This is a genomic window from Providencia sp. 21OH12SH02B-Prov, assembly GCF_027362595.1.
Lineage (GTDB): Bacteria > Pseudomonadota > Gammaproteobacteria > Enterobacterales > Enterobacteriaceae > Providencia > Providencia zhejiangensis.
Genome location: NZ_CP114796.1, coordinates 3841667 through 3865721, shown reverse-complemented (window position 1 = coordinate 3865721; position 24055 = coordinate 3841667). Strand labels below are relative to the sequence as shown.

The following is a 24055-nucleotide window of genomic DNA, read 5'->3' as shown; positions in this document are numbered from 1 at the left end:
GATGGTAAATAGCTTAAATAATTATCATGTATATACGACATGGAGTGAAGTATTAAATGGCGTGTCACTTAAGGGTAAAAAATATTTAATTACAGGAGCAAACTCAGGTTTAGGTAAGGAGTCGGCTAAAGCAATATTAAGTCATGAAGGATATGTGGTTCTGACGGTAAGAACAGAAGAAAAAAGACAACAACTTATTGAAGAGCTTTCTTTGCAGTTTGATAAGACATTATTTGATATTAAGTTACTCGATTTATCATCTCTGAATGATGTTAGGCGTTTTACAAAAGCGTTTCTCTTAGAAGCATTAAAACTAGATGGGGTACTGGCTAATGCGGGCATAATGGCAACAGATTTTCAAACAACAGTTGATGGGTTTGAACAACAATTCGCGATTAATCATCTCGGGCATTTTTTGCTCATAAATAAACTAACACCATGTTTATTAAAGGGTGCAAGAGTTGTTGTCATGACATCGGGAGCTCACCGGTTAAGTAATGTGGATCTAAAGGATCCGAATTTTACTTATCGAGCTTATAGTCGTTGGACTGCATATGGCCAATCTAAATCAGCTAATGTGTTATTCGCACTCGAATTTGATAGGCGTTGGAAAAATTATAATGTTCGTGCTTTTGCGGTTGCTCCCGGTATTATTCTGGATACTCATCTTCATATGCATTTACAGCATGATGATTTTAATGAATTAGCCGAGAAGCAAGATACGAATAAAGTGCCTGTAAAATCACTCCAAGCGGGAGTTGCAACACAGATTATGGCGTTGTGTCATCCCGAATTTGCTAATAAAGGCGGGGTGTTTTTAGAACATTGCAACTATTCTCAAATCAATGACGATACTCGGCAGGGAACGGGTGTTATTCCATGGGTATTGGATGAGGAGTTTGCACAAAAATTATGGCAGCTTTCTGAAGAAATGGTGAATGAAACGTTCACCGAAGATGCCAAATTAAAATCAGAAGTTGTCTATAGTGAACTTGCCCATAATCGCTTGCCTCAAAGTCAAAAACTTGATTTGACTGGTATTGAATTCAAAACTGAGAATTCAATTATTGAGCTCTTTTTTGACCATAAAACATGCACTGTTGAAGGTTTTAAACATCAAGGCATTTTTATTCCTAGTGTCGCTAATTATGAAGTGGTTGAGGTTAGGAATGACCTGTACTTTATTGATTTATTATTCCCTGAAAATACTGAAATTACGTTATCTATTACGGTAGATTTTAAATCTAATAAAGCTTTATTTATTCTGACTCAGTATCAACCAACGAGTTTGCCTGATAAAAATAAGCCCATCGCCTTGAAATTAGCTTCTCACTACCATCAATATTTTACACCAGCAGTCGTGTTAACAGGAAATAATCAAATTGATCGTTGTGAGTATCCATTTGTCACTAGTGATTTGATTGGCACACGTGCGTTATATTGCTACTCGAACTCCTCACCGACGGTGTATGAGCATATTTATATTAACTCACATTGGTATTGTTATAATGTGATTAATGGAATAAGAAAGGGGGATGGTGGATGTGACCAAGCGAGCTATTATAAGTTTGATGACTCGACTTATATCGTGACTTGGCGAGAATTATTAATCGACCTATCATTTGTCTTTGTTTATGACTTGGATAATAAAACAACAACTGGGAAAGGTTGGGGAAATATATCTGATACAAATGTCATGATTAATATTCCGGCGGGAGCGAATATTATTTCCTTAAATGCATTAAATTATCCACTAAACTATATCCCTAGCTAAGGTGTTTATAATGAATCAAGAAGCAGATTTAGTCATTATTAACGCTAAAGTGGCTACGGTTGATAGCTTATTTTCATTTGCAGAAGCCATTGCTGTTTCACAAGGACGTATTATTGATGTTGGCAGCAACGATGATATTAGTCAGAAAATCGGTGTACAAACTCAGGTTATTGATGCAAACAAGAAACTTGTTTTACCTGCTGCAAATGATGCTCATATTCATGCTACACATACAGGCATGTTAATTTCAGGTGATTTTTTGGATTTATTTGAAAGCAAAGGGAAAAATGAATTTGATAGCAAACTAGATGCGCATGTGCTCATGAATAACAATAAGGAATGGATATACGGCATTGGATGCCCCTTTGAATTAATCGATGATAATCAAGACAACGTTATTGTGGATAGTCACTATTTAACAAAAAAAACGGAGGGGAAACTTGCTACGTTCAGTGACTTCAGTTTACATAACCTAATTGTCAATAAAAATGTTATCGACTTAGTGGGATTAGGGAAAGAGTTAATCGATTTACCTAAAGAGGTCGGTCGTATTGGTGTAGATAAAAAAGGGGAGCCGACAGGGATTATCTCCGAGTGGGGGGCGATGAATCTTGTTGGAAAATACTTACCTCAGCTATCGGATGAGGCTCTGAAAAACTACATTTTACTCATCCAGAGTCATTTATTAAAAAATGGAATAACCAGTTATACAGATATTCTAGGACCCGGTGGTGATAATTTATTTCATGGTGCATGGAGCTCGAGGATTATTCGGCTCTATAAAGAGCTTTATGATGAAAATAAATTATTGACACGCGTTAGTGTAAACCTATTTGCAGCTAAGGATGGGATTCACAGTTTTAAACATGTTATCGCGGGTATCGAAGAATTTGAATTACCAACGAATATTAATAAATCTTGGCTAAAAATAAATACTATAAAATTATTTGGTGATAGCTCTCCTTGTATTCGGAAAAGCCATAACCATTATCACGGTGAATTAACTTTCCAGGGTGATACCGTTGAAGAACAGATTACTGAGCTAAAAAGAACGATTGTTGAGTTACATCGTTTAGGTTGGCAGGTTGGTATTCATGCTATAGGTGGAAAAACTATTGATGCTGCAATAGAGGCCTTTGCTTATGCTGAAGAGATAATGCCGAATAGAGATTTACGGCACTTTATTATTCACGGTGATGATCTCACTATCGATAATGCGAAAACAATGGCAAAAAATAATATTTTATTATCTTGTCAACCTATTGCTGGGTATAGCATTATCGATAATATTAAGCAAATTATGCCTGATACATATAATTCTAATTTATTTAACTGGCAAGCTTACATTAATGAAGGCGTCGTCGTTGCAGCGGGTTCAGATGCATGTTGTTTTCCTTTCAATTGGTTAAAAGGTCTTGAATTTACACTTACAAGAAAAGCGAAAAATAACCAAATTTATCAGCCCGAATTAGCTTGTCATATTGAAGATGCTATTCGTATGTACACTATAAATGGTGCTAAACAGGAACACCTTGAACATGAACGAGGCTCTATAGAAATCGGAAAATGGGCAGATCTACAAATATTGAGTCACGATATATTTACTATTCCGAGTAATCAAATCGGAGAAACGAGTGTTATAGCAACTATTTGTCATGGAAAAATGGTCTATAAGCAATAAATAGAAATAAATCAGTTTGTTGCTATCACTGGCAATATCGAGTAATTAATTAAGGGGATAGTATGCATTGTAATATTAAAGACTCCACGATTAAAACAGGCTTTTTTTATCATGAATATTGTTTATGGGGGAAAAACCATAAAGCTCCCCCGTTAGCTTATAATCAGATGAATTGGATGCAACCTTTTGCGGTTAATGAATTTGGTGCCAGTTCTGCAAGTTGTATTCGTCGTTTTAAATCATTAATTGACGTTAGCGGAATAAATGAATTTTTATTTTCTTATAGCGCGCCCCCAATTACTTATCACGATGCTGCGCTTGTTCATACTAAGGAGTATTTAAATAACTTTATTGAGCTTAGTGAAAATGAAGGCGGGGAACTGGGATTACAAGCTCCATTTGGTCCCGGTAGTTACCAAATCGCACTACTGTCCGCAGGTCAAGCCAAGGCCGCTGTACATCATGTTATGGAGGGGTCTTTAAATAGAGCTTATGCAGCATGTGTACCCGCAGGGCATCATGCATTAGCGGATAGCGCGATGGGGGCGACTTATCTTGCAAACAGTAGTATTGCCGCTAAGTATGCACTAGAACATTGTTCAGCTAAAAAGGTGGCGATATTAGATTGGGATGTTCATCATGGAAACGGTACGCAGGCTATTTTTTATAACGATAATAGAGTCCTTACTATATCTCTGCATCAAGATAACTGCTTTCCTATTCACTCTGGTACGATAGAGGAGCAAGGAAGCCGCGAAGGGCTTGGCTTTAATATTAATATTCCATTATTACCGGGATGTGGGCATGATGAATATTTGTATGCATTAAGAACAATTGTGATCCCATCACTATTGATGTATAAGCCCGATGTCATTATTGTTGGCAGCGGATATGACGCGAATACCTTTGATCCTCTTGGACATATGCAGCTTCATAGTCAAAGTTATCGAGAAATGATGGAGTGTGTTGTTGCTTTAGCACAAGATATTTGTCATGGCAGAGTCGTGGCTATACATGAAGGTGGATATTCGGAACATTATGTCCCTTTTTGTGCGTTAGCAGCACTTGAAGGATTAAGTGGTATCACTACACAAGTGATAGACCCTTTTATTTCATTTATTCAGCAGCAAACCATTCCTAAAGAATTAAAAGAATTGCAAGAAAATTTGATAAATCATCAAGCCATTAAACTTGGTTTATAGTGTCAGCCGTTAAATAAGCCTTTTTTAATATTTCAATGATATTTTTAGCCCTAACTTAATTTATTAATCAGGTGGTCAAGAATGAATATATTAAAAACGAATGACTGCGTTATTATTGGGTGGCACTCATCCTGTTCTCAAGGTGACTTTGATACACAATTAAAAGAAATTATCATCGATGTGAATAATCAGCTATTTAAAATGGGTATTCATTATTCTGATATGTTAAAACATACTATTGCTATAAAAAGTGGTCAAGTGGACCCTATTTATGCAATTAATCAATTTCATAAAGTCAGTAAGGAAATATCTAAAGGATATGGGGATAAAAAGCCAGTCGGGACAATTATTAAATTACCTCACTTTAATCTTGATGATGTCTTAGTTTCAATTGAATTTGTTTTTTCATGCAAAAAAACACAGGTACGGTGTTTACCATTCTATAATATGGATATGGATGTGAGTCGTTCTTTAATTCATGAAGAACTACTTTATATTACTGGTACTGAAGCATTAGTTGTTTCTGACAATACGGTAACACCTTATTATATCTGTGATACCTTAGAGGAGCAGGTTAGTGTTATTATTAATAAGATTTATAATTCGATAGTTGAACTAGATTATTCAATAGATGATATTTTTTTATTAAATGTTTATCTCCGTAGTGATATTGCTTATCAGGATGCAATATCACTCATCAAAGATGAGTTAGCGAAGTATACTAACAGCCCATCTTCTATTAATTGCAATATTAATATCACATATTGTGATGGTATGGCAGTTGATAGCTTTTTAATTGAAATCGATGGCTTTGTGAAAAACCATCAATTAAACATTGATAATCCAATTGATTATCAATGCTTTCAATTCAATTTAGATTTATATGATAGCTTTACGAGTGCTAAAAAATACATTGATACAATATTAAAAGATAACAGTTCGCCAAGGATCAGAGTCACAACAAAATATGTTAAAAGTAAGAATAGTAGTGGGGTTTATATCGATATCATACATGATGAGCTAATGATGAAATTAGCGAATGCGAATGTAAGTGATTATATTATAGAAACTTTACCGGTTAGAAAGCTGATGAATAACAAATCTTTTCTTGAAATAAACATTCATTCATTTTAATTCATACAATAGGTGATAATATGGCTGATCAGATAGTTTCAGATACATCATTTGATGCTTTCGCTAAAGAATTAAAAATAAATAGAATAAAGAGGAGTTATAAAATCATTAATGTTGAATTTAACTTGTATTTAAATAATGAAAACTTCTATTTCCGTATTGATGAGCGTGATAGGATCATGACGAATAGTGTTTTTTTGAGTGATTATATCGATAGCAAAAACCAAAAGATTAGCGATTTGACTGAAGTCGCAGAGAACGTATTTTTAATTGAACTATCAAAAGGAAATATCGATTTTGCACATTCAATTTTAGTTTTAGACCTTAATAATAGTAATGTTATTTTATTGAGTTCTCAATATCAGCCAAGTAAAAAAATAACGCCTAGGTTTGAGCAAAACTATCATCTCGGAAAGATCATTGGCGATAATTTATATACTGCTGCACCGACAGAAACTCGTGATCTACTTGGTTTGCATATTCTTAATGAGTATAGTGATAGCACGGCAGTTGAGCATATTTATATTAATAGCCAATGGTACGCTTACCATATTTATGGGGGAGTCAGGCATGGTGAGTGTGATTGTGACCAAGCAACATATCTGAAAATTAAAGATGATGTTTATTTGCTTGGATTTAGAGAATTGGCTGTCGATGTTGCGATTATTTTAGTGTTAGATTTTAAATTAATGAGAAACACAGGGTTCGCCATTGGCTATACAGATGAACAATGGTTTAGCATCCCAATTGGTGCGCATATGAAAAAGATCAATAAAAGGCTTGATGACTATAATCATCATGCTTTGTGATTGTTATTCTTCTTAATGTATTGGAGTGGCGGGTAACCTGTCCATCGCTTGAATGCTTTTGAAAATGCAGCGCTATCAGTATAGCCTAGTAATTCTGCTAGGCTATCGATTCTAATATTTTCTTCAGTAAGTTTATCAATAGAGATATCACAGCGGATTTTGTCTAGGATATCAGAGTAATTGATACTTTCTTTAGCGAGTTTACGTTGTAATGTCCTAGGGGAGATATACAATTTTGAGGCCACCCATGACAATGAAAGATCTTTCTCCACCAAAATATATTGATAAATAATATTTTGAACTTTGATACTCATTGAATCAGGCATGCAACTTGAGTGTTTAAGTTTATCTAAGTGATTTTTCATGAAAAATATGAAAGTTTCATCTGGCGTTTTTTGGTTTAAATTATCATTTAGCCAATGTTCATCAAATGATATACCATTAAACCTAGCATTATCTTCATAACGAGTTGGGATAATTTTCTTTAGATTTTCCTTGTCTTTTTTACTTAAGCTATATTGAAAGTGGAACGAATCGGGTATCCAATTTTTTCCAAGCCGTTCCCTTAATTGGCTAACTAATCTAAATAAAGTATATTCGATGTCAAACTTATAGTAATCAGGTTTAAATATACTGACTTCATAGTTAACAAATACTTTTTTATTTTCAATAACAATACTGGTATGAGTCTTCCCTTGGAACAAATCAGTGTATTTATTAAGCTCAATTAAGGCTTCATGCAAAGTTTTAGCAGACATGAAAAGTTCACTTATTGGCGAATAGCAATCATGAGTTCTTGAAATACCTGCCTTTGCACACCATTGCGGATCTTTAGTTTCATGGGCAATTAAGTGTAAAAATTCATTATAAACTTGAATAGGTGCAACTTCTGTTATTTTTAATAGCTTAAATTTATTAAATATTACTTTTGACCTATATGAAAAAGGGATGTTAATGGATTGCAAGTAACTCATAATTTTAGATAATTTTAATTGGTGTATATATGAATGAGAGAAGTGAGATGCATTATTTTTCATATTTATGCCTCGTATAAATGAGATGCGACCTTGATGATGGTTAATTAACATGCATATCCCTATTTAGATAATAAAATTACATGTTAATAATCAAATAGCAATAAAATTATATCACTGTAATATCTTATTGATAAATTAAATCATTCTGCTTTATATTGATAGAAAACGTAAATATAAATATTTATTAATAATAATCAGCCATGTTTAATAAAGGCATATTTTAGTATTAATAATAGGATGAGCCATCTCTTATTTTGACAATCCAAATAGGTCGTTCAAGTTTTAATTTAATAATAACGAGTAAAAACTATCACCTTGAATTTGTTTTAGTTATATCTAAATTAGTGGGAAATCTCCTTTCTTATACCCCGAAAGTATTAGTAACAATTTTGAATAAACACGATACTAATATAACAATTAAATATACAAGTCTTTTTTAATATTCGTTTTAAGTCGGTCATAGTCAGTCGTTATGATAAATATTATTACTTGAGGACGTGCAGATGATGGGGTTTATTAATCGCTTACTGGCACATGATGATGCTGGAAAATTATTATTGCGTATGACGATTGGTGGATTAATGCTATTTCACGGCATGAGTAAATTATTAACAGGGGCCAGTGGCATTAAGGTTATGCTTGCCTCATATGGCTTACCTGAGTACATTGCCTATGGCACTATTTTAGGTGAAGTTGTCGCACCTATTTTTATTATTTTAGGGATATTAACTCGTCCGTCAGCATTACTTGTTGCCTTTACAATGTTTATTGCTTGGCTAATGGTCGGTCTAGATAAGACATTCTTGCTGGATAGAACAGGTGCATGGGCAATTGAAAGTATTGTGTATTTCTTTGTGGGTTCTATTGCGCTTGCATTGATGGGAGCAGGAAAGTTTTCTATTATGAAAAATGCGAATTGGCGTTAAGTTTAATCGCCTATAAATATATGGCCATCTGTCAGGATGGCCAATGGTAGGTCATTTTATTGTGTCATTCTTTCGGCAAATTCTTGGTGAGATTTTAGCGTTTTTAAATAGTGCTCCATACTGTCAGTTAGCTCAATAATGCTCTGTTTTTGTAAGAATAATAGGAAAGACCCCACATATACATCGATGGCAGTTAATTGTTCTCCACAAATATAAGGGGACGCATCTGCAATTCCTGTAGCTAAACAGTCCATAACGCGTTTGAGTGAACCAAAACCTGACATTTTTTGCTGTTCTTCATCGAGTACTAATCCTGTCATATGGGCTGTAAATGCAGCTTCAATTGGCCCTGCTGTAAAAAAGAACCAGCGGTAATAAATGGCACGTTGTGGGGAATTCAATACGGGAGCTAACCCTTTTTCGATAAACTTATCTGCCAAATAAACACAAATGGCCGCGGTTTCTGTAATAACATTGTCACCATCAACCAACGTAGGTACCTTTCCCATCGGATTAAGTGCAAGATATTCAGCCGTATGCATTTGTTCACCATAATTAAGCTCAACTCGCTTATAAGGCACTGCTAATAATTTAAATAAAAGGTCGACAGTATTTCCGCGTGACATGGAGTTTGTGTACAGAGTTAGTGAGCTCATGAATTGTTCCTTATGATTAAGTAGAGATGCCATCATAAGGTAGGTTACTGTCAGATTTTGGGTCGTGTATTCAATATAGAGATCATCATAATAGGTAGTATTCGCGTTCAATGAATGTACCGATGATTTTGTCATGCATTTCAGGTGACTTCGAGTAACCTAACGTCTTACGGTTAAGGCGCTTCAAGCGGTTTCTCAGGTTCAAATTCTCTCTTTCTATTCGTTGCGTATAAAACTTACTTACCACATGTTTCTGCTTGGGCAATATCTCATAAGCACTGAACTTATCCGTGCACCAAAAAGCCACATTAAACCTAGACAGTAAAGCCAGTAACTGGTGAAGAGTCCTTTTGTTTCGACGACCAAACGTATGAGCAATTATCCGTTTTAGGCGGGGCTCCCACGCATACCAAAGCCAGCGTTGTTGCTTCTTATTACCCACAAAAGACCACTGTTCATCGACTTCGCAAAGGAGTTCAATGTGCAGATTATCAAGGGGTAAAGAGGTTACCTGCTTCGGCGAGAGTTTTTTAAAGTGCGAACAACCGCATTAATGCTGATATGAAGGGCTCTAGCGGTATCACGAATACCGGCATTATTCATCGTTAGGTCGATAATTTTATCTTTGGTACCGGGCTGGCAGGCACGATATTCATAGTCGAGTTGGAAGCTTCGGCAGCAGTCTTGACAACGATAACGTTGATGACCTGTACTCCCTAGGCCATGTTTTTTCACTGAGGGAGTTTGTTGACAAAATGGGCACCTTACATCGACTTTAGCCATGAATATTCTCCGATAAATTACCCTATATTACAGATTAATCACCAGATTGAATACATGACCAGATTTTGTCAGTAGTCATGCACAGCACTTCTTTTTTCCATTGTTCAAATAAATAATGTTTCGGGTAGGGATATTTATCATCAAGTGCGGTATAGGATTGGATCCTATCTAAACGAAAATGGCGATAGCTTTGCCTTAGTTCACACCAAGCAGCAAGCACTTGGGTTTCTTTCATATAGCCAATCGCAATCGGCCAGATAACCCTGTGACTTAACTGTCCACTTCCGTCTTGATATTCAATTTGCGCTTTTATTTCTTTTCGTAAGCTACGCCTTAGATTTTTTGCCATCACATTATCAATAGCCGTCACTTGGGTTGTTGGCGCAAATAAGGTTGTTTGATTGAGAATGCTTTTTGAATTCGGTTTAACTATTGAATTGATTTTATCAAGTGTGCGTATTGCCGATAATTTCAGTTCGTCATCGGCATTATTTTGTACCCAACGTAAACCGAGTGTCAGTGCTTCGAGTTCATTTTCATCGAACATTAAAGGAGGCAGTAATAACCCTGATTTTAATTGATAACCAATCCCTGTTTCGCCTGTTATTTCTGCACCTTGGCTGCGTAATTCATCAATATCACGGTATATCGACCTAATGCTAATTTGTAATTGGCAAGCCAGAGACTCCGCCGTAATTGGGTAGCGGCTTTCTTTTAATATTTGCAATAAAGTCAATAAGCGTTGTGTGCGGGTCATCTGTTACTCGATTTACTCATTGGGTGGGGAGATTATAACATTGATGGGCAGAGTGATAGGGGAAAAATAGCGGCAAGTTGATTTTGCCGCTATTTAAAAGGTTACTCCCATTTTATATCATTTGCTAAGATGGTTTTTTGTAAAAAATCATCCAATAAATGACTATCACGGTAATAAGGCTCAGGAAGATTGAGTTTTTCTGATTTTTCAATCGTTTCAATTATCAATCTATCGATAGCTGGTCGATGTGGACCATATCGGCTTTCATCAGCATGTTGTTTCATTACCAATAACTGCTCAATTTCAGCTAGCACCGCATGGTCTGTCACCGTCGCTTGCACTAACTGTGAAAATGCCATGGGCGGCATCATTTTTGAGTGCTCAATCCAACGTAATGCCAGCACCGCTCTTAATATATAAAAGTATTTCTTTAGTCGTATTGTTTCCTCTTTAAAGTCTTCTCGCCAGTTACGTTTTGCGATAGATAAATAGTGGTAACGCGCTTTCAATGGCGAATAGAATTTTGAGGCTAATTGTTCACATTGCTGCATAAATAGCGCGTCTTTTTGGTAAACAATAGGCGAATGTAGCCATTCAATTAACGCAGGGTTAGAATTACGCATTAGTTTTAAGGCTTTTGATAATTCCCAACCGGCCACATCCAGTTCATCATCGATAGGTCTTTCAATCACGTCACGCTTTCTATCAAGTGTTAAATACCAATCTAATTGATGAACATAGATAAATCTGACATCATAATCGCTGTCGCGTGAGGCAAAGCCCCATCCGCGACTTCCTGATTCACAAGCGTAAAGTATTTTTATTCGTTGCGTTTTTTCTATCTGTGTTAATGTTTGTCGTATTCGATCCTGCATTAATGGCGTTATGCTGTCATGTTCCATTAAGCCCTCCTATCCTTTAACACACACAACTTGGCGTAGTGTATGTACGATTTCTACTAATGAGGATTGTGCTGCCATCACAGCATCAATATCCTTGTATGCCATAGGAATTTCATCAATCACATCACTATCTTTTCGACATTCAACATGGGCAGTTGCTATTTTTTGGTCAGTCACGGAGTAACGCTTTTTGGCTTCAGTGCGACTCATCACACGGCCAGCACCGTGGCTACAAGAACAGAAACTTTCTTCATTACCTAATCCACGTACAATGAAGCTTTTCGCTCCCATTGATCCAGGAATAATCCCCATTTGCCCCTTTTGTGCGGACACTGCGCCTTTGCGTGTAACCAGAATTTCTTCACCAAAATGTTGTTCTTTCTGCACATAGTTATGGTGGCAGTTAACGGCTTCTTGTTGTGTCGTAAAAGGCTTCGTAATTTCTTTTGAAAGAGCTTCTAATACGCGGTGCATCATCACTTCGCGGTTATGACGAGCGAAATCTTGTGCCCAACCCACAGCGTTCATGTAATCATTAAAGTGTTGACTGCCTTCCTTAAAATAAGCCAAGTCACGATCTGGTAGATTGGCAATATGTTGCTGCATATCTTTTTGCGCTAACGAGATAAACAGATTACCAATCGCATTACCCACTCCACGCGATCCGCTATGTAACATCACCCACACGCGATCTTGTTCATCCAAACACAGCTCAATAAAGTGATTACCCGTTCCCAATGTTCCTAAATGCTTGTAATGGTTAGTCGCACGTAGTTTGGGGTACTTATCACATAAACGTTTAAATTCTTCATCCAGATGCGCCCAATGTTGATCAACAATCTGAGGAACTTGATGCCATGCACCTTTATCACGACCGTGCCGCTGGGTGGTTCGCCCATGTGGTACCGCAGCTTCAATGGCAAAACGAATATTCTGTAAGTTATCGGGAAGGTCAGCAGCCGTTAGTGATGTACGTACCGCTATCATTCCGCAGCCAATATCGACACCCACGGCAGCAGGGATAATGGCCCCTTTCGTTGGGATAACACTACCGATAGTTGAACCTTTTCCAACATGTACATCCGGCATTACAGCTAAATGTTTAAAGATAAATGGCATTTTCGCCGTGTTTTGTAATTGTGTGATTGCTTTTGGGTCAACGGGGACTCCGTGAGTCCACATTTTGACAGGGGCACTGTTTTCCAAAATGATGTTGTTTACATGATTACTAACCATTATTTATTCCTTAATTTTTACCAGTCCGTTTAATACCTGATCTAATCCACCATAAACGGAAATCTGGTCGATACGGTGCGCGATGCTTTCTAATGTTTCGAGTTCTTTTAAACGCAATGCGATAGGATTATTTTCCATCACTTTTGCCGTATTAAGTAGTGAACGTGTTGCGGCCGTTTCTTCGCGGCGGCGGATCACGTTCGCTTGAGCCGCTTTTTCTGCTTCGACGACTTGCGATAAAATTGTTCGCATATCGCCCGGTAAAATGATGTCTTTTACCCCGATACTCTCGACGGTTAAGCCGAATTCCGTCACACAGTGTGTGATCTGCTGTAGCATCAATTCATCGATGAGTTGTTTGTTTTCCAGTAACTCATCTAATGAACGTGTACCAATGATTTCTCGTAGTGCAAATTGCAGTTCACGATATAAATAATCAACAGGCTGACTTAATTTTGCGTATGCGAGTAAAATATCGCTATAGCGCCAGTTGGCAGACAAATTGATACGCAACGTGACCTTATCTTTGGTCAGAATTTCTTGTCCGCTAACATCCAGTGCAAGTAAACGCGTATCAATCACTTCCACTTCTGGCGTGTGTTCAATACACCAATAGCCATATTTGCCAGGCGGTAAAAGTGTCTCCACGACACCATCAATTTTTAATACGCCTACATGCCATGCAGGAATCTGCACAAGTAAAGTAAGCTCTCTGCCTTGAATACGTTTTTTGGTATTTAAACGGTTCATTAGCATTTGTGGGATGACAATTTCTCCCGTTTGTTGAGTCTCGACACGCAAGGTGTCCGAGACTTTCCAATATAAACGGCGTGTTGCTGGCGCTAAAATTTCGCTCAGATTATTATGCAGATATAAAAAAGCGATTTCGTTGTCTAATAAATTAATATCTATGCAATATTCTGCAACCCATTCAGGGTGATACTGGCGTAAATGCTCCGCTAATTTCTCATCAATAGGCTCATGATTGAGTGTGTATAAGGTGACTGCCACTTTATTAAACCAGTCATGAATTTTATGTTCACCTGCCATCAAAATATGCTGAAAATTACCGTTTTTTTCGGTTAATGCGATTTGTCCTTGTGCCACTGTTATTTTTTTCATTATGTGTCCTTTTATGATTCAAATTAACCATCATCGGAGAGAGAGATGAAGTCACGGGGGGAAAGGTAGAGCACCACCAAAGGGTTGTCTAAATTTCTGCCCGTTACCCGATAAAACGCTCGGATGCTGGTGCTTGCTTAATTACAAAGATAACGTATGTCAGTATGTGTTCTTGGAAGGAACAGGTTTAACTATCATGAAGTTATTATCTTACTGGCGGCAGCATACAGACCATGTAGTGACATCATTGAGTCACCATGTCTGCACGGGTAGAACCGTAGTTCTGACAATTTCCGGCAGCGGATAGGGTTAATATTGCGATAAGCGTGCCAACTTTTTATTTTGATTGAAAAATATTTATATCATCATGATATATAAATGTTTTTATATTAAGTGTGAGGTTTGGATATTTTTTTAACACAAAATGACCTATGCTATTTATTATCTTTTTTTATCGTCTTTTATAAAATTATATAAATTATATAAATTATATGAATGGAAAACGTAAAGTAGTTATTGGCGTGTTGGGTACCGTTCTTGACCGACGAGGCAAAAGAGCGAATCGCTGGACGAAGTGGCGACCAACGGTTGGGTTATGTCAGCAAGCGGATTTGAATATTCATCGTTTTGAGTTAATTCATCAGGTGAATGACTATACGATGGCGCATCGTGTTAAAGAGGATATTGAGCAAGCATCGCCACAGACTGAAGTGATTTTGCGCGAAATTGATATTGCGGATCCGTGGGATTTCGAAGAAGTGTATACCTCACTCTTAGATTTTTCTGCAAACTACCATTTTGACACAGAGAAAGAAGAGTATTTGGTTCATATCACGACAGGTACTCACGTGGTACAGATTTGTTGGTTTCTGCTAACAGAAGCTCATTACCTACCCGCTAAATTATTACAAACCTCACCATCACAGGCGGGAGGAGAGAAAAATCCAGCGGGTATTTATACGATTATTGACCTTGACCTAAGCCGCTATACGGATATCACTAATCGATTTCAGAAAGAACAGCAAGCTCAGGTTTCTTTTTTGAAATCGGGTATCGCGACGCGTAATGCAAAATTTAATGCCATGATTGCACAAATCGAACGGGTGGCATTACGCTCTAAAGCCCCCATCTTATTGAATGGTCCAACGGGAGCAGGAAAGTCTTTTTTGGCTCGGCGTATTTACCAATTACGTGAAAGCCGTCATCACGTAAAAGGGCGTTTCGTTGAGGTCAACTGTGCGACTTTGCGTGGTGATAATGCGATGTCAACGTTATTTGGACATATCAAAGGCGCATTTACCGGTGCTATCAATCCCCGTCGCGGCTTACTCAAGGAAGCGGATGGCGGTATTTTGTTTTTAGATGAAATCGCCGAATTAGGGCTTGATGAACAAGCAATGTTATTGAAAGCGATCGAAGAGAAAAGTTTTTTTCCGTACGGTTCTGATGAGGAAGTTGAGAGTGATTTTCAGCTTATTGCGGGAACCCACCGCAACCTTGCGCAATGGGTGGAAGAGGGGAAGTTTCGCGAAGATTTATTTGCACGTATTAATATGTGGACTTTCACGCTACCAGGTTTAGCGGATCGTCGTGAAGATATTGAACCAAACATAGATTATGAATTGATAAAATTCAGTCGGGAAGCACAAAGCCAAATTCGTTTTGATCGTGAAGCTCGACAGTTATATTTGAAATTTGCCAATTCCCCCACGGCATTATGGCGAGGGAATTTCCGAGAATTGGGCGCCTCCATTAACCGTATGGCGACTTTCGCAGAGCGTGGGCGTATCACAAAAGAGGTTGTCGATGAAGAAATTATACGCTTGAAATCGCTATGGGGAACGAAAACAACGCATGCTCTCCCGCCGGAAATAGGTGAAATCGATCTGTTCGAGCAGCCGCAGTTAGCTACCGTGTTGGAGGTATGCTATCGCTCATCGAGTTTATCGGAGGCTGGCCGAATGTTGTTTTCTGTCTCGAGACTACAGAAAAAGCAACCAAATGATGCAGATAGGCTGCGTAAATATTTGGCTCGCTTCGGATTGGATTGGGATAAAGTGAAAAATCATTAAGAGAATCTGTTAACTTAATGAAATCGTTAGCGATATGTTTAGATATCATTTTTATAAAAATAATAAAGTCATTAAGTATAAGGAATTAAATTATGGAGTTAACTTTTCTTGGCACTAGTGCTGGAGTGCCGACAAAAGAGCGTAATGTTACCAGTATGCTATTAAATTTAACGGGCATTCGTAAGACATATTGGCTGTTTGATTGTGGTGAGGGTACCCAACACCGTATTCTTAATAGCGTATTTAAGGCGCCAAGAATTGAGAAAATTTTTATTACTCATCTGCATGGGGATCATATTTTCGGTTTGCCAGGGTTGTTATGCAGCCGTTCAATGGGAGGATCGACAGACTTGTTAACCTTATACGGTCCGAAAGGGTTAAAACAGTATGTTGAAACGGCGCTCACCATAAGTGGCTCGTATTTAACTTATCCGTTAGACATTGTTGAGATAGAGGCTGGACAACTGTTTGATGATGGCGAGTTGATTGTGACTGCATACGCGTTAAATCATCGTGTTGAATGTTATGGCTATCGTATTGAAGAACATGCGAAAAAAGGCGCATTGAATACAGAAAAACTCGCTCAAGATAACATTCCCCGCGGACCATGGATGCAAGCTTTGAAAGCTGGTGAAACGGTCCAATTAGAAGATGGGCGTACAATAAAGGGGGCTGACTATTTGGGGGAACCCAAACCCGGTAAGGTGATAGCGCTTTTTGGTGATACGGCGCCAACAGAGCAGGCGGTATTACTTGCAAAAGATGCCGATGTGATGGTGCATGAAACGACGTTAGAAAATGCGTACCAAGAAAAAGCCAATGAGCGCGGCCATTGTACGACAGGGCAAGCGGCATTGGTTGCGCAAGCGGCCAACGTAAAACGTTTTATTGCAACTCACATTAGTGGACGTTATAGCGCTGAAGATGTGCCGATGTTGTTGGCAGAATGTCAGGCTATTTTCCCTAATACAGAGATGGCATCGGATTATTTAACGATTAAAATTTAATGAGTAAGTCATCTACAAAATATCGATGATGTCGACTCGCAAAAATGGCGGGTCGACGACAGTCGCTAAAAGCGACATAAGCAATAGAGAGTCGCAAAGTTAGTAAATAACCTTCACAAATCCATTGCGGCAATAGGTTTCATACTCGTCAGAGAGTGGGCGATTCGTGATAATCACATCAAATTGCGAGAGATCGCCCATATTCGCCGTCGCTACCTCATCAAACAAGTTGTATGTTGCTAGTAAGATTTTACGGATCGATTTTTCCATCGCTTTTTTCTTCATGGGCAAATCATCTAAGTTATAGCACGTGACACCATAGGTACTGTGTATACCCGCCGCTGAGATAAACGCTTTTTTGGGGTTTATGGAATCAAGGATGGATGGCTGAGTAGGATTATAAAAGGAATCACTTTTTGGACGATATTCTCCGCCACATAGCAGAGCAGTCGCATTTTTTTTCTGACTTAATGCCAGAAAAACGTTATGAGAATAACAAATGCCTGTAAAGCTGATATCTTCAGGAATTAAGGAGATTAGTGTCGCCATTTCGATACCATTATCGAAAAAGATCACATCGTCTTCTGACACCATGCTAGCCGCTAAGTTAGGAATATACAGCTCTTCAGTTTGGTCGGGGGTAAAGATATCGGCTTGTGGATCTTTTGAGGTCAGTGAGGATGGCTGAGTAACAGAAACGATATAGCCGCCAAGTAACGACATCGGGATAGGGCCTTCGGTATCGGCATTAAGGTCACGGCGAATCGTCATTTCAGAGACTTCAAGTATTCTGGCCGCTTCTTTAAGGTGAATTCTACCTGAGCGTTTGATGCATTCACTCAAACGGCGGAGGCGTTCTTTTTGTTTTGTTTCTATCACCGAGCAATCCTTTTTTAATCGGCGCGGGCCTGCCGCGCCCCATCGTTTAGTACCCACTTGAGGTTACATTATCTCCCGAAACAATCGCGACACTGGCACTTGCGCCAACACGATTGGCTCCGGCTTTGATCATTTTTTCTGCGGTTTCTCGATCACGTACACCGCCAGATGCTTTTACACCAATTTCATCACCAACGACTTTATGCATTAATGCGACATGGTGTTCTGTGGCTCCCATTGTACTGAAACCTGTTGAGGTTTTCACAAAACCAACTTTCAATGTGCGGCAAATTTCACAAACTTGGATAATTTCTTCATCGGTTAACAAGCAAGTCTCTAAAATGACTTTCAATGTCGCATCACCACAAGCGGCTAACACAGCAGCAATATCTTGACGAACGAACTCAAGATCACCACTCTTTAGCATACCAACGTTGATCACCATATCAACTTCATTTGCTCCACGACGAACGGCTTCAGCCGCTTCGAAGGCTTTCGCTTCGGTTAAGCATGCACCCAGCGGAAAGCCTACCACACAACAAACCATAACATCGCTATTTTTTAGGCATTCGCTGGCTAAAGGCACATAGCCTGTATTCACACAAACAGAAGCAAAGTGATGTTCAGCAGCTTCAGCACAGAGCTGTTTGATATCACTAACAGTAGCGTTAGCCGCTAACAGTGTATGATCGATATATTGTGCTAAGTTTTTCATTTAAATGTTTCCTATTAAGAATAAATATGGAGTCAATAACAATGAATGAAAAAATGTGGCGGATATAACACTTGGTCATTCGTTATTCGAGATCTTAATCACAAATGATATTTATGCAACATGATAATGTTATTATCATATCATTATGTGATTTATTTAACACGAGGGACATTATGGATATAGCAGTTATAGGTTCAAATATGGTCGATCTGATCACTTACACTGATCAGATGCCAAAAGAGGGCGAAACCTTGGAAGCGCCTGCATTTAAAATTGGCTGTGGTGGTAAAGGTGCCAATCAGGCGGTTGCTGCTGCGAAACTTAATTCAAAAGTCATAATGTTAACAAAAGTAGGCGATGATATTTTTGCAGATAATACCATTCGCAATCTTGAGTCTTATGGCATAAATACACGCTATGTTGAAAAAGTGCCTTGCACTTCGAGTGGTGTGGCACCTATTTTCGTGAATCCAAATTCTGCGAATAGCATTCTTATTGTAAAAGGAGCAAATAAGTTTTTATCTCCAGAGGATATTGAGCGCGCCGCAGAAGATCTGAAAAAATGTAAGTTAATCGTATTGCAGCTTGAAGTGCAATTAGAAACGGTTTATCACGCGATCGCATTCGGTAATAAACATAATATACCGGTATTGCTAAATCCTGCACCAGCACAACGCACGTTAGATCTTGATTTTGCTTGTCGTTGTGACTTCTTTGTACCTAATGAAACTGAACTGGAAATTTTGACAAATATGCCTGTTGATACGATGGAAAATATTCGTCGTGCAGCGCAGTCTTTATTAGATAAAGGATTAAAAAATCTGATTGTCACATTGGGCGATAAAGGGGCGCTATGGATGACGCGTGACAATGAGTTATTGATCCCCGCGATTAAAGTCAATGCGGTGGATACCAGCGGAGCCGGTGATGCCTTTATTGGTTGTTTCTCTCACTACTATGTGCACACAGGTAATGTCGCCGAAGCATTAAAAAAAGCGGTGATGTTTTCTGCATTTAGTGTAACAGGTAAAGGTACCCAATCTTCTTACCCTAGCATTGAGCAATTTACAGAGTTTGTTCAACTTAATAGTTAATAGAAAACAATATCCCTCGATGTTAAATGCGGCCGTAGAGCCGCAATTCAGCGGATATTAATAATAAAAATAAGGGTTACTATGAACATCAAAAATATCACTCAGTTGCCTGATGGCTACCTGAGTCGGACTCCTATATTCCAATTTATCCTACTGTCCTGCCTTTTCCCGTTATGGGGGTGTGCAGCGGCACTTAATGATATTCTGATTACACAGTTTAAAAGCGTTTTTGAATTAAGTAACTTTGCCTCTGCTTTGGTACAAAGTGCTTTCTATGGCGGTTATTTTTTAATTGCCATTCCTGCTTCATTAGTAATTAAAAAAACCAGTTATAAATATGCCATTATGGTTGGTTTGATCTTATATATCGCTGGTTGCTCGATGTTCTTTCCTGCTTCACATATGGCAACTTATACCATGTTTTTAGCTGCAATCTTTGCAATAGCAATTGGTTTGAGTTTCTTAGAAACCGCAGCGAATACTTATAGTTCAATGATTGGTCCAAAACAGTATGCAACATTACGTTTAAATATCAGCCAAACTTTCTATCCGATTGGGGCTGCTGGCGGTATTTTATTAGGTAAGTATTTGGTGTTCTCTGAAGGGGAAAGCCTACAAAGCCAAATGGCCAATATGAATCCTGAACAAGTACATCAATTCCGTTTGGAAATGCTAGAAAATACACTAGAACCTTATCGTTATATGATTATGGTGCTAGTGATTGTGATGATTTTATTCCTGCTAACGAAATTCCCAAAATGTAAAGTGGCTGAGACTAAAGATCACAAACGACCTTCCGCATTAGAGACGTTGAAATATCTCGCTAAAAATAGCCGTTTCAGAAAAGGGATTATCGCACAGTTTTTATATGTTGGTATGCAAGTCGCTGTCTGGTCATTCACCATTCGTCTTGCGCTGGAAATGGGCGATATTAATGAACGTGATGCGTCTAACTTCATGGTTTACAGTTTTGCCTGCTTCTTTATCGGTAAATTTGTAGCAAATATCTTAATGACTCGGTTTAACGCTGAAAAAGTGTTGATTATTTATTCAGTCATTGGGGCTCTATTCCTAGCGTATGTGGCCTTTGTCCCAAGTTTCACCGCCGTGTACGCAGCGGTATTGGTGAGTATTCTCTTTGGACCTTGTTGGGCAACCATTTATGCGGGAACGTTAGATACCGTTGATAACGAGCATACTGAAATGGCGGGTGCTGTCATTGTTATGGCAATAGTCGGTGCTGCATTTGTACCTGCGGTTCAAGGCTATGTGGCGGATGTATTGCACTCATTACAACTCTCTTTCTTAGTTTCTATGTTGTGCTTTATCTATGTCGGTATCTATTTTGTGGGTGAACGCCGCTTTAAAGCAAAACAAGCTGAATAAGTTATTTTGAGGCAGGTTAAGCCTGCCTCATTCCTTTAATTTAACCGTGAGTATGAAAATGAACACAATTATTCCGCTTCACAAAAGCTTATTTACGGATAGAGCAAGCCTTATCATAAAAAATAATCAATTTACGGTCAGTGCATTTCGTTATGCATCGGGTGTTGAAGGGCTTCGAGTCGAGAATTCACAAGGATATCTAACAATTTTACCTTTCCTAGGTCAGATGATCTGGGATGCCGAATTTTGTGGACATAATCTGAAAATGGATAATATGTTTTCAGAGCCAAAACCAGTTAAAACCGTAGTCGAAACATATGGTTGCTTTGCTTTTCATTCAGGTTTAATTAGCAATGGCTGCCCATCTCCAGAAGATAATCATCCATTACATGGCGAAATGCCTTGTGCCGCAATGGATCGCGCTTGGTTATCGTTATCGCATGATAGTGTGCGGGTGTGTGGTGACTATGAATATGTTATGGGATTTGGTCATCATTATCTTGCTGAGCCTTCTGTGACTTTAAACGCAAACAGTGCGTTATTTGAGATTAACATGTCGGTGACTAATTTGGCTTCAGTAGCGATGCCTCTACAATATATGTGTCATATGAACTATGCCTATGTGGATAACGCCCAACTGAGTCAAAATATTCCGGAAAGTGCGATGACGTTACGAGAATCAATTCCTGGGCATGTGAATCCAACACCGCAGTGGCTGGAATTTAATCAAGCTTTAAAATCGGGCGCGGTCACACTCAATCAGCTTGATCAACCGAATATGTGTGATCCTGAAATAGTCTTTTTTATGGATAACTTAGCGCAGTACACCTCACAACCAGAGTTCCGTATGACCTCGAAAGAGGGGGGGAGTTTTGTGACCCGCTTTCATTCTTCTGAGCTTAATTTTGCCACTCGCTGGATCCTTTACAATGACGATCAGAAAGTTGGTGCCTTTGTGTTACCCGCGACTTGCCGGCCTGAAGGCTTTTTAGCGGCAAAGAATAATCACACGTTGATTTGGTTAGGTGCTGGTGAAAAACGACAATTTACGGTAACCACCGGTGTTGAGCAATAATCTTCATTACATGGCAGGCAGCTTAAAAACTGCCTGTTGTTGAAGATTCAAGTGGGTGAGCTTTGATAAGGCCACTGATAATCAATCAATAAAAGTCAGATCGATAGTGGCAATAAAAGTGGCATGATCGTTATCATTCATATTGCTCACACTCTTCGATCAGATCTTGTAGCAGTGTTTTGGGTTCAGCGATGACATATGTTTTACATTGCGGATCCATCATGATCGCGACTGTCATATTCGCGCCATCCATATCCGGTAATATCTCTGTCATAAAATGTTCTAGTGATAGCCGCGTCGGGATGCAATTTGTCTTTTTGCCATCAAGATGACGCTGTGCATAAGCTTTAGCTGGCCAAACAGGGAGTAATAACCGTCCATTGTTATCGTGTATTGTCGTAATCTGATCATGCGCGAAAAGTACCCACACGGCCTCCCAATCGGCAATTTTTCCCACAAAGTAGCGATACTTTTGTTGTAAATTCAATGCAAGGACGTTATCGATCTCTTTTGAGTTTGGGCTAAACATAAGATGTCTCTATATTAGAATTGGAAGCTCTAAAAAAGTAACTTGATAATTAATAGGAAAATAACGTTCAAAATTGTTATCTTAGTGAGGTTTTATTGCTGCGTTTTATCCACTCAGAGTTTATCTAAAATAGCGTAGTAGACAAACAAGGTATCATTAAAAAAGAATATAAAGCGATGCGGAGCGGTGAAATATGATTGATACATTACTCGAAAAGTATGCCATTGGCATTACCATCATTGCGGTATGTTTAGCCGTCACGGTTGTTTTCGAGATAATAAGCAAAAAACGTAAGCATAAGCATAAAAATAAAAGTATTTTTATTCATGTCATCCAGACAGCAGTGCTATGTAGTATGGTCATTGTCGCTGCCCAATATGTTGATATGGCGGCTACAGATTTTCATTTAAGCTTTATTTCAACCCCTCTGATTAATTTCATTACTATTGCGATTATTGCCATTATTTTAGTGCGCAAGCTGTTTCAATTGGTCAATAGGCTAGAAAAGACGCAAATTAAAAAAGGGAGCGACCCAACCTCAGCACGTATTATTGCCCGAGTATTTAAAACCACCATTTTTGTCGTGATGATTTTGTTATTTGGCGAACATTTTGGGATGAGTTTGTCGGGGTTGATGGCTTTTGGTGGTATTGGTGGCATTGCCATTGGTATGGCGGGTAAGGATATTCTAAGTAACTTTTTCTCTGGGATTATGCTTTACTTTGATCGGCCTTTTAATATTGGTGATTGGGTCAGCTCGCCAGACCGAAATATTGAAGGTACGGTTGTGGAGATTGGTTGGCGTATCACAAAAATTGTTACTTTCGATCATAGACCACTCTATATCCCTAACTCATTATTCTCATCAATCAGTGTTGAGAATCCAGGGCGTATGACTAACCGACGCATCAAAACCTCATTAGGTTTACGTTATGAGGATGCAGATAAAGTGAGCGTTATTGTCAGTGATATTCGTAGTATGTTGCAGCAAGATCCCAATATTGATACGGGGCAAACGTTATTGGTTTATTTTGATGAATTCGCGGATTCATCGCTCAACATTATGGTGTATTGCTTCACGAAAACGACGGTGTGGGCGGAATGGTTAGCTGCTCAGCAAGATGTGTATTTAAAGATCATTGAGATCGTTAAACGTCACGATGCAGACTTTGCCTATCCTACACAGACATTGTATATGGAAAAAAACAACTAACCTCCCAACTTGGATAAATCGGCCGACTAATATGTGGTTAAAATTAAAAATATTAGTCGGTTAGTT

At 38.5% G+C, this 24055-nt stretch carries 22 protein-coding genes; 12 read left to right on the top strand and 10 right to left on the bottom strand.

Features of this window, described 5'->3' with window-relative positions:
* Nucleotide 1 precedes the first annotated feature (1 nt).
* The 5 genes from O7C57_RS17845 to O7C57_RS17825 all read left to right on the top strand — a co-directional run bounded on the left by O7C57_RS17845 (nt 2) and on the right by O7C57_RS17825 (nt 6600).
* Nucleotides 2-1774, top strand: a complete 1773-nt coding sequence (locus O7C57_RS17845) for an SDR family NAD(P)-dependent oxidoreductase (protein WP_154624237.1) — start codon at nt 2-4, stop codon at nt 1772-1774.
* 10 nt (nt 1775-1784) lie between these two features.
* Complete coding sequence (locus O7C57_RS17840) at nt 1785-3455, top strand: amidohydrolase (protein ID WP_154635537.1); 1671 nt, start codon at nt 1785-1787, stop codon at nt 3453-3455.
* Nucleotides 3456-3517: 62 nt separating this feature from the next.
* On the top strand, nt 3518-4657 hold the full coding sequence (locus tag O7C57_RS17835) for a class II histone deacetylase (RefSeq protein ID WP_154624238.1): 1140 nt from the start codon (nt 3518-3520) through the stop codon (nt 4655-4657).
* A gap of 81 nt (nt 4658-4738) precedes the next feature.
* Nucleotides 4739-5791: a RidA family protein gene (locus tag O7C57_RS17830; RefSeq protein WP_154635538.1), complete on the top strand. Its 1053-nt coding sequence runs from the start codon at nt 4739-4741 to the stop codon at nt 5789-5791.
* 20 nt (nt 5792-5811) lie between these two features.
* Entirely contained in the window at nt 5812-6600 is a 789-nt protein-coding gene (locus O7C57_RS17825) for a MoaF C-terminal domain-containing protein (RefSeq protein WP_154635539.1), read from the top strand.
* On the opposite strand, the gene O7C57_RS17820 is transcribed toward O7C57_RS17825, so the two are convergent.
* Entirely contained in the window at nt 6588-7637 is a 1050-nt protein-coding gene (locus O7C57_RS17820) for an AraC family transcriptional regulator (RefSeq protein ID WP_154635540.1), read from the bottom strand. The genes O7C57_RS17825 and O7C57_RS17820 overlap by 13 nt on opposite strands.
* 503 nt (nt 7638-8140) lie before the next feature.
* On the opposite strand from O7C57_RS17820, the gene O7C57_RS17815 reads away from it, so the two are divergent.
* Nucleotides 8141-8563 carry a DoxX family protein gene (locus O7C57_RS17815; RefSeq protein ID WP_154622989.1) on the top strand — a complete coding sequence of 141 codons (423 nt, stop codon included), beginning with the start codon at nt 8141-8143 and terminating at the stop codon, nt 8561-8563.
* Nucleotides 8564-8619: 56 nt separating this feature from the next.
* Here the strand turns inward: O7C57_RS17815 and O7C57_RS17810 are convergent, their stop codons facing one another.
* The 6 genes from O7C57_RS17810 to O7C57_RS17785 all read right to left on the bottom strand — a co-directional run bounded on the left by O7C57_RS17810 (nt 8620) and on the right by O7C57_RS17785 (nt 14019).
* The gene (locus O7C57_RS17810; protein WP_269723393.1) at nt 8620-9219 is read right to left on the bottom strand and encodes a glutathione S-transferase family protein; all 600 of its coding nucleotides are present in this window, start codon (nt 9217-9219) and stop codon (nt 8620-8622) included.
* 85 nt (nt 9220-9304) lie between these two features.
* Nucleotides 9305-10002 (bottom strand): IS1 family transposase gene (locus O7C57_RS17805; protein ID WP_269723143.1). Its coding sequence is split into 2 segments (ribosomal slippage): nt 9305-9753 and nt 9753-10002, totalling 699 coding nucleotides; the frame shifts between segments, so codons are not numbered across the junction.
* Nucleotides 10003-10036: 34 nt separating this feature from the next.
* A complete protein-coding gene (locus O7C57_RS17800; RefSeq protein WP_269723392.1) occupies nt 10037-10759 on the bottom strand; it encodes a helix-turn-helix transcriptional regulator in 723 nt (240 codons plus the stop codon).
* A gap of 101 nt (nt 10760-10860) precedes the next feature.
* Nucleotides 10861-11661: a nucleotidyltransferase domain-containing protein gene (locus tag O7C57_RS17795; protein WP_269723391.1), complete on the bottom strand. Its 801-nt coding sequence runs from the start codon at nt 11659-11661 to the stop codon at nt 10861-10863.
* 9 nt (nt 11662-11670) lie between these two features.
* A complete protein-coding gene (locus O7C57_RS17790; RefSeq protein ID WP_163860617.1) occupies nt 11671-12897 on the bottom strand; it encodes an RtcB family protein in 1227 nt (408 codons plus the stop codon).
* 3 nt (nt 12898-12900) lie between these two features.
* The gene (locus tag O7C57_RS17785; RefSeq protein ID WP_154622994.1) at nt 12901-14019 is read right to left on the bottom strand and encodes a slipin family protein; all 1119 of its coding nucleotides are present in this window, start codon (nt 14017-14019) and stop codon (nt 12901-12903) included.
* A gap of 491 nt (nt 14020-14510) precedes the next feature.
* Here O7C57_RS17785 and rtcR point away from each other — a divergent pair, with 491 nt between their 5' ends.
* Nucleotides 14511-16091, top strand: a complete 1581-nt coding sequence (rtcR, locus tag O7C57_RS17780) for an RNA repair transcriptional activator RtcR (RefSeq protein ID WP_154623546.1) — start codon at nt 14511-14513, stop codon at nt 16089-16091.
* 92 nt (nt 16092-16183) lie between these two features.
* Complete coding sequence (gene rnz / locus O7C57_RS17775) at nt 16184-17098, top strand: ribonuclease Z (protein ID WP_154623535.1); 915 nt, start codon at nt 16184-16186, stop codon at nt 17096-17098.
* A 99-nt stretch (nt 17099-17197) separates the two neighbouring features.
* On the opposite strand, the gene deoR is transcribed toward rnz, so the two are convergent.
* Together deoR and deoC are read right to left on the bottom strand one after the other, a co-directional pair.
* Nucleotides 17198-17977 (bottom strand): DNA-binding transcriptional repressor DeoR, encoded by a 780-nt coding sequence (gene deoR, locus O7C57_RS17770; RefSeq protein ID WP_163860620.1) that lies wholly within the window; start codon nt 17975-17977, stop codon nt 17198-17200.
* 46 nt (nt 17978-18023) lie between these two features.
* Nucleotides 18024-18692, bottom strand: a complete 669-nt coding sequence (deoC, locus tag O7C57_RS17765; protein WP_154623536.1) for a deoxyribose-phosphate aldolase — start codon at nt 18690-18692, stop codon at nt 18024-18026.
* Nucleotides 18693-18865: 173 nt separating this feature from the next.
* Between deoC and rbsK the strand changes: the two genes are divergently transcribed.
* The 3 genes from rbsK (at nt 18866) to O7C57_RS17750 (ending at nt 22247) form a co-directional block, all read left to right on the top strand.
* Nucleotides 18866-19786 carry a ribokinase gene (gene rbsK / locus O7C57_RS17760; RefSeq protein WP_154623537.1) on the top strand — a complete coding sequence of 307 codons (921 nt, stop codon included), beginning with the start codon at nt 18866-18868 and terminating at the stop codon, nt 19784-19786.
* An 81-nt stretch (nt 19787-19867) separates the two neighbouring features.
* A complete protein-coding gene (gene fucP / locus O7C57_RS17755) occupies nt 19868-21172 on the top strand; it encodes an L-fucose:H+ symporter permease (protein WP_154623538.1) in 1305 nt (434 codons plus the stop codon).
* 58 nt (nt 21173-21230) lie between these two features.
* Entirely contained in the window at nt 21231-22247 is a 1017-nt protein-coding gene (locus O7C57_RS17750) for an aldose 1-epimerase family protein (RefSeq protein WP_269723390.1), read from the top strand.
* Between the two features lie 133 nt (nt 22248-22380).
* Here O7C57_RS17750 and O7C57_RS17745 read toward each other — a convergent pair whose 3' ends face one another.
* Entirely contained in the window at nt 22381-22776 is a 396-nt protein-coding gene (locus O7C57_RS17745) for a DUF2750 domain-containing protein (RefSeq protein ID WP_163860623.1), read from the bottom strand.
* Nucleotides 22777-22969: 193 nt separating this feature from the next.
* On the opposite strand from O7C57_RS17745, the gene O7C57_RS17740 reads away from it, so the two are divergent.
* Nucleotides 22970-23989, top strand: a complete 1020-nt coding sequence (locus tag O7C57_RS17740) for a mechanosensitive ion channel family protein (protein WP_247047267.1) — start codon at nt 22970-22972, stop codon at nt 23987-23989.
* Nucleotides 23990-24055: the final 66 nt, after the last annotated feature.

Coding starts and splice junctions, on each gene's coding strand:
- O7C57_RS17800 (WP_269723392.1), bottom strand. CDS start 10,759: ATGACCCGCACACAACGCTTATTGACTTTATTGCAAATATTAAAAGAA.
- O7C57_RS17830 (WP_154635538.1), top strand. CDS start 4,739: ATGAATATATTAAAAACGAATGACTGCGTTATTATTGGGTGGCACTCA.
- fucP (WP_154623538.1), top strand. CDS start 19,868: ATGAACATCAAAAATATCACTCAGTTGCCTGATGGCTACCTGAGTCGG.
- O7C57_RS17825 (WP_154635539.1), top strand. CDS start 5,812: ATGGCTGATCAGATAGTTTCAGATACATCATTTGATGCTTTCGCTAAA.
- O7C57_RS17820 (WP_154635540.1), bottom strand. CDS start 7,637: ATGAAAAATAATGCATCTCACTTCTCTCATTCATATATACACCAATTA.
- rbsK (WP_154623537.1), top strand. CDS start 18,866: ATGGATATAGCAGTTATAGGTTCAAATATGGTCGATCTGATCACTTAC.
- O7C57_RS17815 (WP_154622989.1), top strand. CDS start 8,141: ATGATGGGGTTTATTAATCGCTTACTGGCACATGATGATGCTGGAAAA.
- O7C57_RS17785 (WP_154622994.1), bottom strand. CDS start 14,019: ATGAAAAAAATAACAGTGGCACAAGGACAAATCGCATTAACCGAAAAA.
- rtcR (WP_154623546.1), top strand. CDS start 14,511: ATGAATGGAAAACGTAAAGTAGTTATTGGCGTGTTGGGTACCGTTCTT.
- rnz (WP_154623535.1), top strand. CDS start 16,184: ATGGAGTTAACTTTTCTTGGCACTAGTGCTGGAGTGCCGACAAAAGAG.
- O7C57_RS17795 (WP_269723391.1), bottom strand. CDS start 11,661: ATGGAACATGACAGCATAACGCCATTAATGCAGGATCGAATACGACAA.
- O7C57_RS17790 (WP_163860617.1), bottom strand. CDS start 12,897: ATGGTTAGTAATCATGTAAACAACATCATTTTGGAAAACAGTGCCCCT.
- O7C57_RS17835 (WP_154624238.1), top strand. CDS start 3,518: ATGCATTGTAATATTAAAGACTCCACGATTAAAACAGGCTTTTTTTAT.
- O7C57_RS17745 (WP_163860623.1), bottom strand. CDS start 22,776: ATGTTTAGCCCAAACTCAAAAGAGATCGATAACGTCCTTGCATTGAAT.
- O7C57_RS17740 (WP_247047267.1), top strand. CDS start 22,970: ATGATTGATACATTACTCGAAAAGTATGCCATTGGCATTACCATCATT.
- O7C57_RS17750 (WP_269723390.1), top strand. CDS start 21,231: ATGAACACAATTATTCCGCTTCACAAAAGCTTATTTACGGATAGAGCA.
- O7C57_RS17840 (WP_154635537.1), top strand. CDS start 1,785: ATGAATCAAGAAGCAGATTTAGTCATTATTAACGCTAAAGTGGCTACG.
- deoC (WP_154623536.1), bottom strand. CDS start 18,692: ATGAAAAACTTAGCACAATATATCGATCATACACTGTTAGCGGCTAAC.
- O7C57_RS17810 (WP_269723393.1), bottom strand. CDS start 9,219: ATGAGCTCACTAACTCTGTACACAAACTCCATGTCACGCGGAAATACT.
- O7C57_RS17845 (WP_154624237.1), top strand. CDS start 2: ATGGTAAATAGCTTAAATAATTATCATGTATATACGACATGGAGTGAA.